The sequence below is a fragment of the Tatumella sp. JGM118 genome, from assembly GCF_018257515.1.
Classification (GTDB): Bacteria; Pseudomonadota; Gammaproteobacteria; order Enterobacterales; family Enterobacteriaceae; genus Tatumella; species Tatumella terrea.
In genome coordinates this window covers 105,783-120,562 of record NZ_JAERJR010000003.1, presented here as the reverse complement: position 1 = coordinate 120,562, position 14,780 = coordinate 105,783, and the positions used below count along the sequence as shown (strand labels likewise).

Here is a 14,780-nt window from a genome sequence, read left to right as displayed (position 1 = left end):
TTTTATTTTTCTCCGGTGATAAAGCGGGCAATGATGTCACCCATTTCATCGGTACTGACAGAAGGCCCCTGACCGGCCAGATCGCGTGTCCGGTAGCCTGCTTCCAGCGCCTGGTTAACGGCCTGCTCAATACTGTCTGCGGCTTCGCCAGCGTTCAGGCTGTAACGTAACAGCAGCGCCAGTGATAAAATCTGTGCCACCGGGTTAGCGATATTTTGTCCCGCGATATCCGGTGCGGAACCGCCTGCCGGTTCGTACAGGCCAAAGCCTTGCTCATTCAGGCTGGCGGAGGGCAGCATCCCCATCGAGCCGGTGATCATGGCACATTCATCCGACAGGATGTCACCAAACAGGTTTGAACATAACAGCACATCAAACTGCGACGGATCTTTAATCAGCTGCATAGTCGCGTTATCGATGTAGATATGTTCCAGTTCAATCTCCGGGTACTCTTTGGCGATTTCTGTCACGGTTTCACGCCACAGGATGGACGATTGCAGGACGTTGGATTTATCGACCGAGGTGACTTTTTTACGGCGTTTCGCCGCAGATTCGAAAGCCAGCCGGGCAATACGTTCAATCTCATAGCGGTAATAGACTTCGGTATCGAACGCCCGTAATTCGTCACCGCTGCCTTCACGGCCTTTGGGTTGACCGAAATAGATGCCCCCGGTTAATTCACGGACGCATAAAATGTCGAACCCACGGGCGGCGATATCACTGCGCAGAGGACAAAAAGCTTCCAGTCCGTGATAAAGCGCAGCAGGGCGCAGGTTACTGAACAATTTAAAATGCTTACGCAGGGGTAACAATGCGCCACGCTCAGGTTGCGCATCCGGCGCCAGGTGTTGCCACTTAGGACCGCCCACAGAACCGAACAGGACCGCATCGGCCTGCTCACAGCCGGCTAACGTTTCCGGCGGCAGTGGCTGGCCATGATTATCAATGGCAATACCGCCTACATCATACTGACGGGTGGTGATGTCGAGAGAAAAGCGTTCACGGATAGCCTTTAATACTTTCAGGGCCTGCGCCATGACTTCCGGACCGATGCCGTCACCCGGCAATACTGCAATGTGAAATGATGTAGACATAATTACACGGTTTCCTTAGCTTCATTCTTAAATTTACGCTGCAATTCGATTTCAACCTGCTTCGCCTGCCAGATATTATTCAGGGCGTTGACCATCGCGGTCGCCGACGACTCCACAATATCGGTAGCCAGACCGACGCCATGGAATTTACGGTTGTTATAGCGGATGACGATATCCACCTGACCCAGCGCATTCTCGCCGTGGCCCTTGGCAGATAACTGGTATTTGACCAGCTCAGCCTGATACCCGGTAATGCGGTTAATGGCCTGATAAACCGCATCAACAGGGCCGTTGCCGGTCGCGGCTTCTTCTTTAATGTCATCACCACAGGCCAGTTTCACGGATGCGGTGGCAGAGATGCTGGAACCTGACTGAACGTTGAAGTCCTGCAGGCGGAAATGGTCGTGCTCTTCATTCTGTTTATTAATGAAGGCCAGTGCTTCCAGGTCGTAATCGAAAATCTGCCCTTTCTTATCGGCCAGTTTCAGGAAGGCATCGTACAGCGCCTCTGCATCATAATCGGTCTCTTTATAGCCCATCTCTTCCATGCGGTGTTTCACCGCGGCACGGCCTGAACGGGAAGTCAGGTTCAGCTGGATCTGATGCAGACCGATAGATTCCGGGGTCATGATTTCGTAGTTTTCGCGGTTTTTCAGTACGCCGTCCTGATGGATCCCCGAAGAGTGAGCAAATGCGTTGGAACCCACCACCGCTTTGTTCGCCGGGATAGGCATGTTACAAATCTGACTGACAATCTGACTGGTACGGTAGATTTCCTGGTGATTGATCCCGGTCGTCACATTCAGGATCTGCTGACGGGTTTTAATCGCCATAATCACTTCTTCCAGTGCACAGTTACCGGCGCGTTCACCCAGACCGTTCAGGGTTCCTTCCACCTGGCGTGCGCCGGCCTGCACTGCGGCCACAGCATTCCCGGTCGCCATTCCCAGGTCGTCATGGGTATGTACAGACAGGATGGCTTTATCGATATTCGGAACGCGTTGGGTTAACTGAGAGATGATATTGGCATATTCATGGGGCAGGGTATAACCGACGGTATCAGGGATGTTGATGGTCCGTGCTCCGGCATTGATCGCGGCTTCGACCACGCGACACAGATCGTCTATCGGTGTCCGCCCGCCATCTTCACACGAGAACTCCACATCGTCGGTATAACGGCGGGCGTGCTTGATCATATGCACCGCACGTTCAATCACCTCCGGCAACGTACTGCGTAACTTTGTGGCGATGTGCATCGGCGAGGTGGCAATAAACGTATGAATACGAAAGGCTTCTGCGACACGTAAGGCTTCACCGGCGGCATCAATATCTTTCTCTACACAGCGGGCCAGCGCGCACACACGGCTGTTTTTAATGGTTCTGGCAATGGTCTGTACGGATTCAAAATCGCCAGGTGAAGAGACCGGAAAACCGACTTCCATGACATCGACTTTCATACGTTCCAGTGCCATTGCAATCTGCAGTTTTTCTTTAACACTCAGGCTGGCCTGTAACGCTTGTTCACCATCACGCAATGTTGTATCAAAAATAATGACTTGCTGGCTCATATTCGTAGATTCCTTAAGTGTTTTTGGCACCGGCCAGCGGGTATAAAAAAACCCGCGCTGCGGCGCGGGTTTTTTTGTTCTCAGGCCCGAATCATTTTTTAATTCCGCCCGCAACACTACCGCGCATATTTAATGCGAGAAGTAGTAGTCCTGCGAGGCGGATAAAACGAATCATTAGTTCAGACCCAATAAAATAAAGTATGCCTATATTGGTACTGTAAACGCCGGCCAATGTCAACCTTAATGACGCAGTAATCAATACCGGTGAGAAAGATGAATCTTCTGCATTTTTACCGGCAGAGAGCGCACTATCATGCGCAGACACTCTGCCCGGCGGATCAACGGCCGGATGCGTGGCTGGGTGAAGGGAGAGGTGTTTCGTAATTTATTGATATACAATGTTTTTATGATGCACTCTGTCCAGTGTAAAGCATGGTTTTTTAACGGGCGGCCAGTGGAAAATGTCGGGCGACGGGGGTTTTTTAGTAAATAACCTTGCGTGGCTACGATTATTCCGGACAGGGCGCTGACATTCAGGTAAATATAAAAAAGCTAAATTTAATAACTCTCTGCCATTAAATGAAAACGCAGAATATTTAACTAATAACTCTGCGCCCCCCGCTATTATTCTGAGCCATCAGTTGAGTATCGCAGAAGCTTTTATTTACACCTTTGCATACTTCTTTCCTGTGGATGTTTGCCTGTGGTCATTTCTGCGGTTATGTTAACCAGAACAAAAACCGATAATAAAATGCCAGCTATCCCGGTTAAACATAATAAACAGCACATTTCACCGATCCGGGTGTCAGTTTTTGCTGGTGATTATGTTACGTATATTACGGAAGGTTTTGGTGGTCAGTTATAGGTATCCGTGAGTTCAGTGTTCACCTGGAGGAAAGAATGGAGATGTTGTCAGGGGCCGAGATGGTCATCCGATCGTTGATCGATCAGGGCGTAAAACAGGTATTTGGTTATCCCGGTGGGGCAGTGCTGGATATTTATGATGCACTTCAGACCGTCGGCGGTGTTGACCATATCCTTGTACGCCATGAGCAGGCAGCGGTACATATGGCGGATGCACTGGCCCGTGCCACCGGTGAAACGGGGGTTGTGCTGGTCACCTCCGGGCCTGGCGCGACCAATGCCATTACCGGTATTGCAACGGCTTATATGGATTCTATCCCGATGGTGGTGCTTTCCGGACAGGTAGCCTCTTCACTGATCGGCAGTGATGCCTTCCAGGAATGCGACATGGTCGGAATTTCACGGCCTATCGTCAAACACAGCTTTCTGGTTAATAAAGCCGAAGACATCCCGGCGGTAATCAAAAAAGCCTTCTGGCTGGCATCTTCCGGCCGCCCGGGGCCGGTGGTGATCGATCTGCCCAAAGATATCCTGAACCCTGCGGCCAAGTATTCGTATCAGTGGCCGGAACAAGTCTCGCTGCGTTCTTACAATCCAACGACGCAGGGGCATCGCGGGCAGATTAAACGGGCCTTGCAGCAGCTATTAGCCGCCAGAAAACCGGTGATCTATGCCGGGGGCGGGGTTATCACTGCGGGGGCGGAAAAAGCGCTGATCCAGTTAGCCGAAGTGCTTAATATTCCGGTGACCACCACGCTGATGGGACTGGGGGCCTTTCCCGGTACGCATCGCCAGAGCGTTGGTATGCTGGGGATGCACGGTACTTACGAAGCGAACATGACAATGCATAACGCGGATGTCATTTTTGCCATCGGTGTCCGTTTTGATGATCGTACGACAAATAATCTGGAAAAATATTGTCCGGATGCCACGGTCATTCATATCGATATTGACCCGACCTCTATTTCCAAAACGGTCATGGCGGATATTCCCGTCGTCGGCGATGCCGCTCTGGTGCTTCAGCAAATGCTGGAATTACTGCCGGCTGAAGAGACAGATAACTCAGACAAGGCTGACTGGTGGGCGCAGATTGAAACGTGGCGCGCCCGTAACTGCCTGGCATTTGACAAACATTCCCCGACCATCAAACCTCAGGCCGCCATCGATGCGTTGTGGCGTCTGACTGGTGGCGATGCTTACGTGGCGTCGGATGTCGGCCAGCATCAGATGTTTGCAGCCCTGCATTACCGCTTTAATAAACCACGGCGCTGGATCAACTCCGGAGGACTGGGCACCATGGGCTTCGGTCTGCCGGCAGCGCTGGGCGTGAAACTGGCCGTGCCGGAGGCGACCGTTGTCTGTGTAACGGGCGATGGCAGCATTCAGATGAATATCCAGGAACTGTCGACGGCCTCACAATATAATCTGCCGGTGCTGATACTGAATCTGAACAACGGCTATCTGGGGATGGTGAAGCAGTGGCAGGATATGATCTATTCCGGACGCCACTCGCAGTCTTATATGGAGTCATTACCTGACTTTGTGCGTCTGGCTGAAGCCTATGGCCACGTCGGTATGGTCATTGATAAACCGGAAGAACTGGATGAAAAAATGGCAGAAGCTCTGGCGATAGTGGCCAGCGGCCGTCTGGTGTTCCTGGATGTCAGAGTCGATGGCAGTGAGCATGTCTACCCGATGCTGGTACGCGGGGGCGCAATGAATGATATGTGGTTAAGCAAAACGGAGAGGACAGAATAATGCGCCGTATTTTATCGGTATTACTTGAGAACGAGTCAGGCGCATTATCCCGCGTAGTTGGCCTGTTTTCCCAGCGGGGCTATAACATTGAGAGCCTGACCGTTGCTCCGACCGAAGACCCGACGCTGTCGCGGATGACTATCCAGACCGTGGGCGATGAAAAAGTACTGGAACAGATTGAGAAACAACTGCACAAGCTGGTCGATGTTTTGCGTGTCAGCGAACTCGGTCAGGGGCCTCATGTTGAACGTGAAATCATGCTGGTGAAGGTGAAAGCGGAAGGTGCGCAACGTGAAGAAGTAAAACGCTGTGCCGATATCTTCCGTGGCCAAATTATTGATGTCACGGCAACCCTGTATACGTTGCAACTGACTGGAACCAGCGAAAAACTGGATGCCTGTCTGAGCGCATTGCGTGCAGTGACGGAGATTGCCGAGGTCGTGCGCTCCGGTGTCGTGGGGGTTTCCCGCGGCGAACGCACTATTGGCTAAAGCCAGACCACACTCTCTGTCATGATGACACTCAGGCCCGGGTTCCCCGGGCCTTTTTTATGGTCAGGGTTTACAATAAAAAAGTTGCCGGGCCCGGATATCTGCGCTTAGATACGAAAGATAAAGGAATACCCCTCTGATAATGCTTATCTCTGTGGGGCAACGTGTGGGGTGGGGTGAGAGTGAAACTGGATGAAATTGCTCGTCTTGCGGGAGTCTCGCGTACGACCGCGAGTTATGTCATCAATGGCAAAGCCAGACAATACCGGGTCAGTGAAAAAACGGTAGAGAAGGTGATGGCCGTTGTCCGGGAATACAACTATCAGCCGAATGCCGTTGCCGCAGGATTGCGCGCGGGACGCACCCGCTCAATCGGACTGGTGATCCCTGATCTGGAAAACACCAGTTATACACGTATTGCTAACTATCTGGAACGCCAGGCCAGGCAACGCGGTTATCAGCTGCTGATCGCCTGCTCGGAAGATCAGCCGGACAACGAAATCCGCTGTATCGAACATTTGCTGCAACGCCAGATAGATGCCCTGATAGTTTCTACCTCATTGCCGCCGGAACACCCTTTTTATCAGCACTGGGTCGGAAAATCCTTACCTATTATCGCCCTTGACCGTGCCCTCGACCGTGAAAATTTCACCAGCGTCGTCGGCGCTGACCAGGACGATGCGTTCGCCCTGGCCCGGGAACTCCGTAAACAACCGATCAGTGATGTGCTTTTTTTAGGGGCATTGCCGGAATTATCGGTCAGCTTTCTGCGTGAGCAGGGGTTTCGTCAGGCCTGGGAAGGGGATGAACGCCGGGTCGAGTTTATCTACAGTAATAGCTTTGAGCGGAGTGTTGCCGCAGAGACCTTCGTCCGCTTTTTAAGTGAACATGAGATGCCGGCGGCAGTGTTTACGACGTCTTTCGGTTTATTACAGGGAATGATGGATGCCTGTCTTCGCGTCCACGGTCATTTACCTGCCCACGTATCTATCGCGACCTTCGGGGATAATGAACTCCTGGATTTTCTGGAATGTCCGGTGCTATCGGCCGGTCAGCGTCATCGCGATGTGGCGGAACGGGTGCTGGAATTAGTGCTGGCAAGCCTGGATGAGCCGTCCCGGCCGAAGCCCGGGCTGACGCGCATTCGCCGTAACCTCTACCAGCGTGGGCGTATCGGTCGTCGTCCGCAGTGAGGCTGACGGCCGGCAGACCACCTCCCGGACACAGGGGGCGCTTCGCCCCACGATTAATTTTACAAATATCGTGCCGGTCCTGCTGTGCTTCAGCTAAGAAATTCCTTAAAATGGCGTTTATGACTACGCCGCACGAAGTTAACAATTCCGTCGTTTTTCGCCGCTGTTTTTGGATCCTTCCTCGCCGTTTTCTTAAATTCCTTCAATTATTCATCGGGTTAATGCTATTTGTGCTGTTTTTTGTCCATTTTACCTCTGGATTTCAGCGAATTTACCGCAGGAAATAATGTTATTAAGCGACCGTTGTCGCTTGACAAGGATTTCGTCCGCTCCGTACACTCAATCAGTGGTAAAATGTGGGATAAAGTGGTGAAACAGGTTAACTGAGGGCAACGACAGTTATGTTTCGTGGGGCAACGCTGGTTAATCTCGACGGTAAAGGCCGTATAGCAGTCCCTACACGCTATCGGGAAATACTGATCGGAGAATCACAGGGGCAAATGGTCTGCACCATTGACCTCCATCAGCCCTGCCTGCTGCTTTATACCCTGCCGGAGTGGGAAGTGATTGAGCGAAAGCTCTCACGCCTTTCTACCATGAACCCGGCAGAGCGTCGTGTTCAGCGGTTGTTACTGGGGCATGCCAGCGAATGTCAGATGGATAATGCCGGACGATTATTGCTTGCCAGCACCCTGAGGCAACACGCCGGATTACAGAAAGAAATTATGCTGGTCGGTCAGTTCAACAAGTTTGAACTGTGGGATGAACAGACCTGGTATCAACAAATCAGGGAAGATATCGAATCAGAATCGGCTCAGGGGGAACTCTCTGAGCGATTGCAGGATTTATCGTTATAGCCTATGTCGGAAAATTTTAAACATACGACCGTCCTCTTAGATGAAGCGGTTAACGGACTCAACCTTCAGCCGGAGGGGATCTATATTGATGGAACCTTTGGCCGGGGAGGTCACTCGCGCCTGATCCTTTCACAATTAGGTGAAAAGGGCCGGTTAATCGCCATCGACAGAGATCCGCAGGCTATTGCAGCGGCCGCTGAAATTACCGACCCCCGGTTTTCGATTATCCATGGGCCGTTTTCAGGGCTGGCAGAATACGTTGAATCGCTCGGGTTGAGCGGAAAAATCAACGGCATTCTGCTGGATTTAGGTGTCTCTTCGCCTCAGCTGGATGATGCCGAACGCGGATTTTCCTTTATGCGTGACGGGCCTCTGGATATGCGTATGGACCCGACGCGCGGACAGTCTGCCGCGGAATGGTTACTGCAGGCCGAAGAGCAGGACATTGCTTTTGTACTCAAAGCGTATGGTGAAGAGCGTTTTGCGAAACGTATTGCCCGGGCCATCGTGGAACGTAACCGCGAGCAGCCGATGACCCGTACGAAAGAGCTGGCTGACGTGATTTATCACGCCACGCCGGTAAAGGATAAGTTTAAGCATCCGGCGACCCGCAGTTTTCAGGCTATCCGTATCTGGGTGAACAGTGAACTTGAGGAAATTACTCAGGCACTGAAAGGGTCTCTGAGTGTACTGGCACCGGAAGGGCGGTTATCGATTATCAGTTTCCACTCGCTGGAAGACCGGCTGGTAAAACGCTTTATGCGGGATCAGAGCCGGGGGGTTCAGGTCCCTTCCGGCCTGCCACTCACCGAAGCTCAGTTAAAATCACTGGGAGGACGTGAATTGAAAACGCTTGGCAAACTGATCCCCGGGGAGCAGGAAGTGAAAGAAAACCCGCGAGCCCGTAGCTCAGTATTACGCATTGCGCAGAGGACGGCTGAATGATCGGCAACGAGCGCCATAGCCTGCCCGGAATTATTGGTGGCGATCTGCTGCGTCACGGAAAGCTGCCGCTGATACTGCTTATTGCCGTACTGGTCACTGCGATGATGGTCGTTATTACCACGCATAAGACCCGGTTACTGACCGCACAACGGGAACAGATGGTGCTGGAGCGGGATTCGCTGGATATCGAATGGCGAAACCTGATCCTGGAAGAAAATGCATTAGGCGATCATAGCCGTGTTGAACGACTGGCTATCGAAAAGCTTCATATGCAACATGTTGATCCTTCACAGGAAAATATAGTGGTTCAACCATAGGGAATCCATGACTGAATGAGCAGCGCGAAGAAAACGCTGAAATCCGGAAAACAGGAAAATAAGGCCAGCTTTATCAGCTGGCGTTTTGCGTTGCTCTGTCTGGGAATTCTGGCTGCACTGGTAGGTCTCATCTCCCGGGTCGGTTACCTGCAGGTCGTCAATCCCGGTAAATTGGTCAGGGAAGGGGATTTGCGCTCGTTGCGTGTGCAGTCCATTCCGTCTTCCCGGGGAATGATCAGCGACCGTGCCGGCCGGCCTTTAGCCGTCAGCGTGCCGGTCAATGCTGTCTGGATCGATCCGAAAGAAGTGATTGAGAAAGGCGGGGTCACCCTCGATAACCGCTGGAAAGCCCTGGCGGATACGTTATCGATGACCACGGATCAGTTATCTGCCCGTGTCACGACCAATCCGAATAGCCGTTTTATCTATCTTGCCCGCCAGATCACGCCCTCGGTGGGTGACTACATTAAAAAGCTGAAACTGCCCGGGGTAAACCTGCGGGAAGAGTCACGCCGATATTATCCGGCAGGGCAGGTGACTGCGCACTTAATCGGTTTTACCAACATCGATGGCGTGGGCATTGAGGGTATCGAAAAGAGCTTTAATCAGTGGCTCACCGGTCAGCCGGGTGAACGTACGGTCCGCAAAGATCGTCAGGGCCGGGTGATTGAGGATATCTCCTCTACCGATAGCCAGGCGGCACATAATCTGACGCTGAGTATCGATGAGCGATTACAAGCCCAGGTGTATCGCGAACTGAACAACGCGGTGGCTTTTAATAAAGCGGAATCCGGGTCTGCGGTGCTGGTGGATGTGAATACCGGCGAAATTCTGGCGATGGCTAACAGCCCCGCGTATAACCCCAATAATCTGGGGCATACCTCGAAAGATGTCATGAGAAACCGGGCTATCACCGATATCTTTGAGCCAGGCTCGACCGTAAAACCGATGGTCGTGATGACGGCATTACAGCGGGGGGTTGTGCGGGAAGGCAGTGTGCTCAATACCGTGCCGTACCGGATTAATGGTCATGAAATCAAAGACGTTGCACGATATAACGAACTGACGCTCACCGGCGTCTTACAGAAGTCGAGTAATGTGGGTGTTTCCCGGCTGGCGTTAGCGATGCCGTCTTCGGCTCTGGTCGATACCTACTCACGCTTTGGCCTCGGGAAACCGACCAACCTCGGGTTAGTCGGTGAAAGCAGCGGTATTTTCCCCAAAAAACAACGGTGGTCTGACATTGAGCGGGCCACCTTCTCCTTCGGTTACGGCCTGATGGTCACCCCGTTACAGCTAGCGCGGGTCTATGCCACGATCGGTAGCTATGGCATAGCCAGACCCCTCTCCATTACCAAAGTCGATCCTCCGGTCGGCGGTGAACGGGTATTCCCTGAAGCGACGGTTAAAACGGTTCTCCATATGATGGAGAGTGTGGCTCTGCCGGGCGGTGGCGGGGTAAAAGCGGCCATTAAAGGTTACCGTATTGCCATTAAGACCGGGACCGCGAAAAAGGTCGGCCCTGACGGACGGTATATCAATAAATATATCGCTTATACCGCAGGTGTCGCACCGGCAAGCCACCCGCGTTTTGCGCTGGTGGTTGTGATCAATGACCCGCAGGCCGGTAAATATTACGGGGGTGCGGTATCTGCACCGGTATTCGGCGCCATTATGGGCGGCGTGCTACGCACGATGAATATCGAGCCGGATGCCTTACCCGTCAGTGACAAAAATGATTCAGTAACTAATAACAATGGGGATTCAAGTGACAGATCGTAACTTGCGTTACCTGCTGGCCCCCTGGGTGCCGGGTGCGCCGGAGCGTCAACTGAGGGAAATGACACTGGATAGCCGCGCTGCGGCTGCCGGCGATCTGTTCGTGGCTGTTACGGGGCATCAGGCCGATGGTCGCCAATATATCCCGCAGGCGATTGCCGGGGGCGCCGCGGCGGTGATTGCCGAGGCCGAAGGTGAAGCTGCCGACGGGGATATCAGAGAATTTCAGGGCGTGCCGGTGATCTACCTGCGACAACTGTCGCAACGCCTTTCTGCACTGGCCGGTCGATTCTATGGTCAGCCGGCGGAGCAACAGAAAGTCATTGGTATTACCGGGACCAACGGTAAAACCACCACCAGTCAGTTGCTGGCTCAATGGGCTAATCTGCTGGGTGAAACCGGTGCCGTGATGGGAACCGTCGGTAACGGTCTTTTTGGTCAGCTGGTTCCGGCAGAAAATACCACCGGGTCAGCGGTAGAGATTCAGCATGTGCTGTCAGATCTGCAGGCCCGCGGGGCTACGCTGACGGCAATGGAAGTTTCTTCTCATGGGCTGGTTCAGCATCGGGTGGCTGCCATTCCCTTTGCCGCCGCCGTCTTCACCAACCTGAGCCGCGATCACCTGGATTACCACGGGGATATGCAAAGCTACGAAGCCGCAAAATGGTCATTGTTCTCCGAACATCAGGTCGGGCAAGCCATTATCAATGCGGATGACACGACCGGACGTTTATGGCTGAAAAAGCTGACGGACGGTGTGGCGGTCAGTATGGAAGGGAATATCGCCCCGGACCATAAGGGTCGCGCGGTCGAGGCCGTCAGTGTCGTCTATCTGGAAAAAGGTGCCAGAGTGACTTTCCGTTCTGACTGGGGTGAGGGTGAGTTTACCAGCCAGCTGATGGGGGCATTCAATGTCAGCAACATGCTGATGGCGATGGCCACCTTATTGTCGCTGGGATATCCGCTGGCGCGCTTATGTGAAACGGCACAACAGCTGCAACCGGTTTGCGGACGTATGGAAGTTTTCCATACCGAAGGCCGTCCTGCGGTGGTGGTCGATTATGCCCACACCCCGGACGCACTGGAAAAAGCCTTAACCGCCGCCCGCTTACACTGCCGCGGCAAGCTGTGGTGCCTGTTTGGCTGTGGCGGTGACCGGGATAAAGGTAAACGCCCGCTGATGGGGGCGATTGCTGAAGAGCTGGCCGATCAGGTCGTCATCACTGACGATAACCCGCGCACCGAAGATCCCGCCGCTATCGTCAAAGATATTCTCAGTGGTTTGCTGGACCCGGGGAAAGCGCTGACTATCGCGGGCCGGGCCCGTGCCGTTGAACAGGCACTGGCACAGGCCGGGCCGGACGATATTGTGCTGGTCGCCGGTAAAGGCCATGAAGATTATCAGATTATCGGGCAACGACGTTTTGATTACTCGGACAGGACGACTGTCGCGGGGCTGCTGGGAGTAATGGCATGATTTCCGTAAGTTTACAGCAACTGGCTGCGGTGACCGGCGGGCAACTCTCGCGGGAACCGGCCTTTGAGTTTACTGTCGTCACCACGGATACCCGTAAAGTGACGCCGGGTTGCCTGTTTGTTGCCCTAATCGGTGAGCGTTTTGATGCGCATGACTTTATTGCAGATGCTATTACCGCTGGCGCGGGGGCCTTACTGGTGAGTAAACCTCTGCCGATAGATGTTCCGCAGGTGGTGGTCAAAGATACCCGCATTGCTTTCGGTGAGCTGGCTGGCTGGGTCCGGCAGCAGGTCCCTGCCCGGGTGGTGGCTCTGACCGGCTCTTCGGGGAAAACGTCGGTGAAAGAGATGACCGCCGCCATCCTGAAGCAGTGTGGTAATACGCTCTACACCGCGGGCAACCTGAATAACGATATTGGTGTGCCGATGACGTTATTGCGGCTGACCCGGGAGCATGAATACGCAGTCATTGAGTTAGGGGCAAACCACCAGGGGGAAATCGCCTACACCACGGCGATGGTCCGGCCTGAAGCGGCACTGGTCAACAACCTGGCCGCGGCGCACCTGGAAGGTTTTGGATCTCTGGCCGGAGTGGCGAAAGCGAAAGGTGAAATTTTCGAAGGTCTCCCGGCAGGAGGCATCGCTATTCTTAATCACGACAGTAATGATCAGGTGAACTGGCAGCCTCGCCTGGCAGATAAAATCGTCTGGCATTTCTCGCCAAACGCGGAAGCCGGGGTCGGTTTTTATGCCAGCCAGGTTGTGATCCACGGCGGGGGAACCTCATTTACGTTGCACTCTCCGCAGGGAGAGGTGGAAGTGACTCTGCCATTGCCAGGCCGCCACAATATAGCGAATGCCCTGGCGGCCGCCGCATTGTCTCAGGCGGTCGGTGCACCACTCAGCGCCATCCGCCACGGACTCAGTACTCTGCAACCCGTCCCCGGGCGTCTTTATCCCATCCGGCTGTCTGAAACACACCGTTTGCTGGATGACAGCTATAACGCGAATGTCGGGTCGATGACTGCCGCTGCACAGGTGCTGGGCGAAATGCCGGGCTACCGGATCATGGTGGTCGGGGATATGGGGGAACTGGGCGATGAAGCGGAACAATGTCATCGTGCCGTGGGCCAGGCCACCCGGCAAGCGGGGATCGATAAAGTATTAAGTACCGGTCATCTGAGCCGGTTTATCTCAGAAGAGAGCCCGGACGGGGAACATTTCATTACCAAACCGGCGCTGGTTGACCGGTTAAAGACATTATTATCTGAACATCAGGAAGTCACTATTTTGATTAAGGGTTCGCGAAGTGCAGCTATGGAAGAAGTGGTTCAGCAATTACAGGAGATGGGCGCATGTTAGTCTGGCTGGCTGAACATCTGGTTTCATTTTATTCCGGGTTTAATATTTTTTCTTACCTGACATTTCGCGCGATTGTCAGTCTGCTGACTTCGTTATTTATCAGCCTGTGGATGGGCCCTCGCCTGATCACCTGGCTGCAAAAGTTACAGATTGGTCAGGTCGTCCGTAACGACGGCCCTGAATCACATTTCAGTAAACGGGGGACCCCGACGATGGGGGGCCTGATGATCCTTGCCTCTATCACGATTTCGGTACTGATGTGGGCTTATCCGTCAAACCCGTATGTCTGGTGTGTGCTGTTCGTACTGATTGGCTACGGGATTGTCGGGTTTGTTGATGATTACCGTAAGGTCGTGCGCAAAGACACCAAAGGCCTGATTGCCCGCTGGAAATATTTCTGGCAGTCCGTGATCGCGCTGACCGTTGCCTTTGCATTATATGCGACAGGTAAAGGAACGCCGGCCACAGAACTGGTGGTGCCGTTCTTCAAAGATGTGATGCCTCAGCTGGGCCTCAGCTATCTGTTACTGACCTACTTTGTCATTGTGGGAACCAGTAATGCAGTGAATCTGACCGATGGCCTGGACGGCCTGGCGATTATGCCGACCGTGTTTGTGGCCGCCGGATTCGGGCTGGTAGCCTGGGCCACCGGTAACGTGAATTTTGCCGAATATCTGCATATCCCTTATCTGCGCTATGCCGGCGAACTGGTGATTGTCTGTACAGCGATTGTGGGTGCCGGACTCGGCTTTCTCTGGTTTAACACCTATCCGGCTCAGGTCTTTATGGGAGATGTCGGGTCGCTGGCCCTGGGCGGCGCGTTAGGGACCATAGCCGTGTTACTGCGTGAAGAGTTTCTGCTGGTGATTATGGGCGGTGTTTTTGTCGTGGAAACATTGTCGGTCATTCTGCAGGTGGGATCGTTCAAGCTCCGCGGACAGCGTATTTTCCGTATGGCACCGATCCATCATCACTATGAACTGAAAGGCTGGCCGGAACCGCGTGTCATCGTACGCTTCTGGATAATCTCATTAATGCTGGTTCTGATCGGGCTGGCAACCCTTAAGGTACGTTAA

Annotated in this window: 12 protein-coding genes; 10 read left to right on the top strand and 2 right to left on the bottom strand. The window is 53.4% G+C overall.

The window, feature by feature from the left end:
- Window positions 1–2: 2 nt before the first annotated feature.
- Both leuB and leuA read right to left on the bottom strand, forming a co-directional pair.
- Complete coding sequence (gene leuB, locus JK223_RS04710; RefSeq protein WP_212713066.1) at window positions 3–1,094, bottom strand: 3-isopropylmalate dehydrogenase; 1,092 nt, start codon at window positions 1,092–1,094, stop codon at window positions 3–5.
- 2 nt (window positions 1,095–1,096) lie between these two features.
- The gene (gene leuA, locus JK223_RS04705) at window positions 1,097–2,662 is read right to left on the bottom strand and encodes a 2-isopropylmalate synthase (RefSeq protein WP_212713065.1); all 1,566 of its coding nucleotides are present in this window, start codon (window positions 2,660–2,662) and stop codon (window positions 1,097–1,099) included.
- Window positions 2,663–3,562: 900 nt separating this feature from the next.
- Here leuA and ilvI point away from each other — a divergent pair.
- The 10 genes from ilvI (at window position 3,563) to mraY (ending at window position 14,780) form a co-directional block, all read left to right on the top strand.
- A complete protein-coding gene (ilvI, locus tag JK223_RS04700; RefSeq protein ID WP_212713064.1) occupies window positions 3,563–5,284 on the top strand; it encodes an acetolactate synthase 3 large subunit in 1,722 nt (573 codons plus the stop codon).
- Entirely contained in the window at window positions 5,284–5,775 is a 492-nt protein-coding gene (gene ilvN / locus JK223_RS04695) for an acetolactate synthase small subunit (protein ID WP_025901223.1), read from the top strand. The genes ilvI and ilvN overlap by 1 nt, the downstream gene beginning before the upstream one ends.
- Window positions 5,776–5,957: 182 nt before the next feature.
- Window positions 5,958–6,968: a catabolite repressor/activator gene (gene cra / locus JK223_RS04690; RefSeq protein ID WP_212713063.1), complete on the top strand. Its 1,011-nt coding sequence runs from the start codon at window positions 5,958–5,960 to the stop codon at window positions 6,966–6,968.
- Window positions 6,969–7,369: 401 nt separating this feature from the next.
- Window positions 7,370–7,825, top strand: a complete 456-nt coding sequence (gene mraZ, locus JK223_RS04685; RefSeq protein WP_212713062.1) for a division/cell wall cluster transcriptional repressor MraZ — start codon at window positions 7,370–7,372, stop codon at window positions 7,823–7,825.
- 3 nt (window positions 7,826–7,828) lie between these two features.
- Window positions 7,829–8,770, top strand: coding sequence for a 16S rRNA (cytosine(1402)-N(4))-methyltransferase RsmH (gene rsmH, locus JK223_RS04680; protein WP_212713061.1), 942 nt, complete (start codon window positions 7,829–7,831; stop codon window positions 8,768–8,770).
- A complete protein-coding gene (gene ftsL, locus JK223_RS04675; protein ID WP_212713060.1) occupies window positions 8,767–9,087 on the top strand; it encodes a cell division protein FtsL in 321 nt (106 codons plus the stop codon). Before rsmH ends, ftsL begins: the two co-directional genes overlap by 4 nt.
- Before the next feature lie 15 nt (window positions 9,088–9,102).
- Window positions 9,103–10,869, top strand: coding sequence for a peptidoglycan glycosyltransferase FtsI (locus tag JK223_RS04670; RefSeq protein WP_212713059.1), 1,767 nt, complete (start codon window positions 9,103–9,105; stop codon window positions 10,867–10,869).
- Complete coding sequence (gene murE / locus JK223_RS04665) at window positions 10,856–12,343, top strand: UDP-N-acetylmuramoyl-L-alanyl-D-glutamate--2,6-diaminopimelate ligase (RefSeq protein ID WP_212713058.1); 1,488 nt, start codon at window positions 10,856–10,858, stop codon at window positions 12,341–12,343. Before JK223_RS04670 ends, murE begins: the two co-directional genes overlap by 14 nt.
- Entirely contained in the window at window positions 12,340–13,704 is a 1,365-nt protein-coding gene (gene murF, locus JK223_RS04660; protein WP_212713057.1) for a UDP-N-acetylmuramoyl-tripeptide--D-alanyl-D-alanine ligase, read from the top strand. Before murE ends, murF begins: the two co-directional genes overlap by 4 nt.
- A complete protein-coding gene (gene mraY / locus JK223_RS04655) occupies window positions 13,698–14,780 on the top strand; it encodes a phospho-N-acetylmuramoyl-pentapeptide-transferase (protein ID WP_212713056.1) in 1,083 nt (360 codons plus the stop codon). The genes murF and mraY overlap by 7 nt, the downstream gene beginning before the upstream one ends.

Excerpts from the sequence above, each read along its gene's own strand:
- ftsL (WP_212713060.1), top strand. The coding sequence starts at position 8,767 with ATGATCGGCAACGAGCGCCATAGCCTGCCCGGAATTATTGGTGGCGAT.
- JK223_RS04670 (WP_212713059.1), top strand. The coding sequence starts at position 9,103 with ATGAGCAGCGCGAAGAAAACGCTGAAATCCGGAAAACAGGAAAATAAG.
- murF (WP_212713057.1), top strand. The coding sequence starts at position 12,340 with ATGATTTCCGTAAGTTTACAGCAACTGGCTGCGGTGACCGGCGGGCAA.
- mraY (WP_212713056.1), top strand. The coding sequence starts at position 13,698 with ATGTTAGTCTGGCTGGCTGAACATCTGGTTTCATTTTATTCCGGGTTT.
- leuB (WP_212713066.1), bottom strand. The coding sequence starts at position 1,094 with ATGTCTACATCATTTCACATTGCAGTATTGCCGGGTGACGGCATCGGT.
- leuA (WP_212713065.1), bottom strand. The coding sequence starts at position 2,662 with ATGAGCCAGCAAGTCATTATTTTTGATACAACATTGCGTGATGGTGAA.
- ilvI (WP_212713064.1), top strand. The coding sequence starts at position 3,563 with ATGGAGATGTTGTCAGGGGCCGAGATGGTCATCCGATCGTTGATCGAT.
- rsmH (WP_212713061.1), top strand. The coding sequence starts at position 7,829 with ATGTCGGAAAATTTTAAACATACGACCGTCCTCTTAGATGAAGCGGTT.
- mraZ (WP_212713062.1), top strand. The coding sequence starts at position 7,370 with ATGTTTCGTGGGGCAACGCTGGTTAATCTCGACGGTAAAGGCCGTATA.
- ilvN (WP_025901223.1), top strand. The coding sequence starts at position 5,284 with ATGCGCCGTATTTTATCGGTATTACTTGAGAACGAGTCAGGCGCATTA.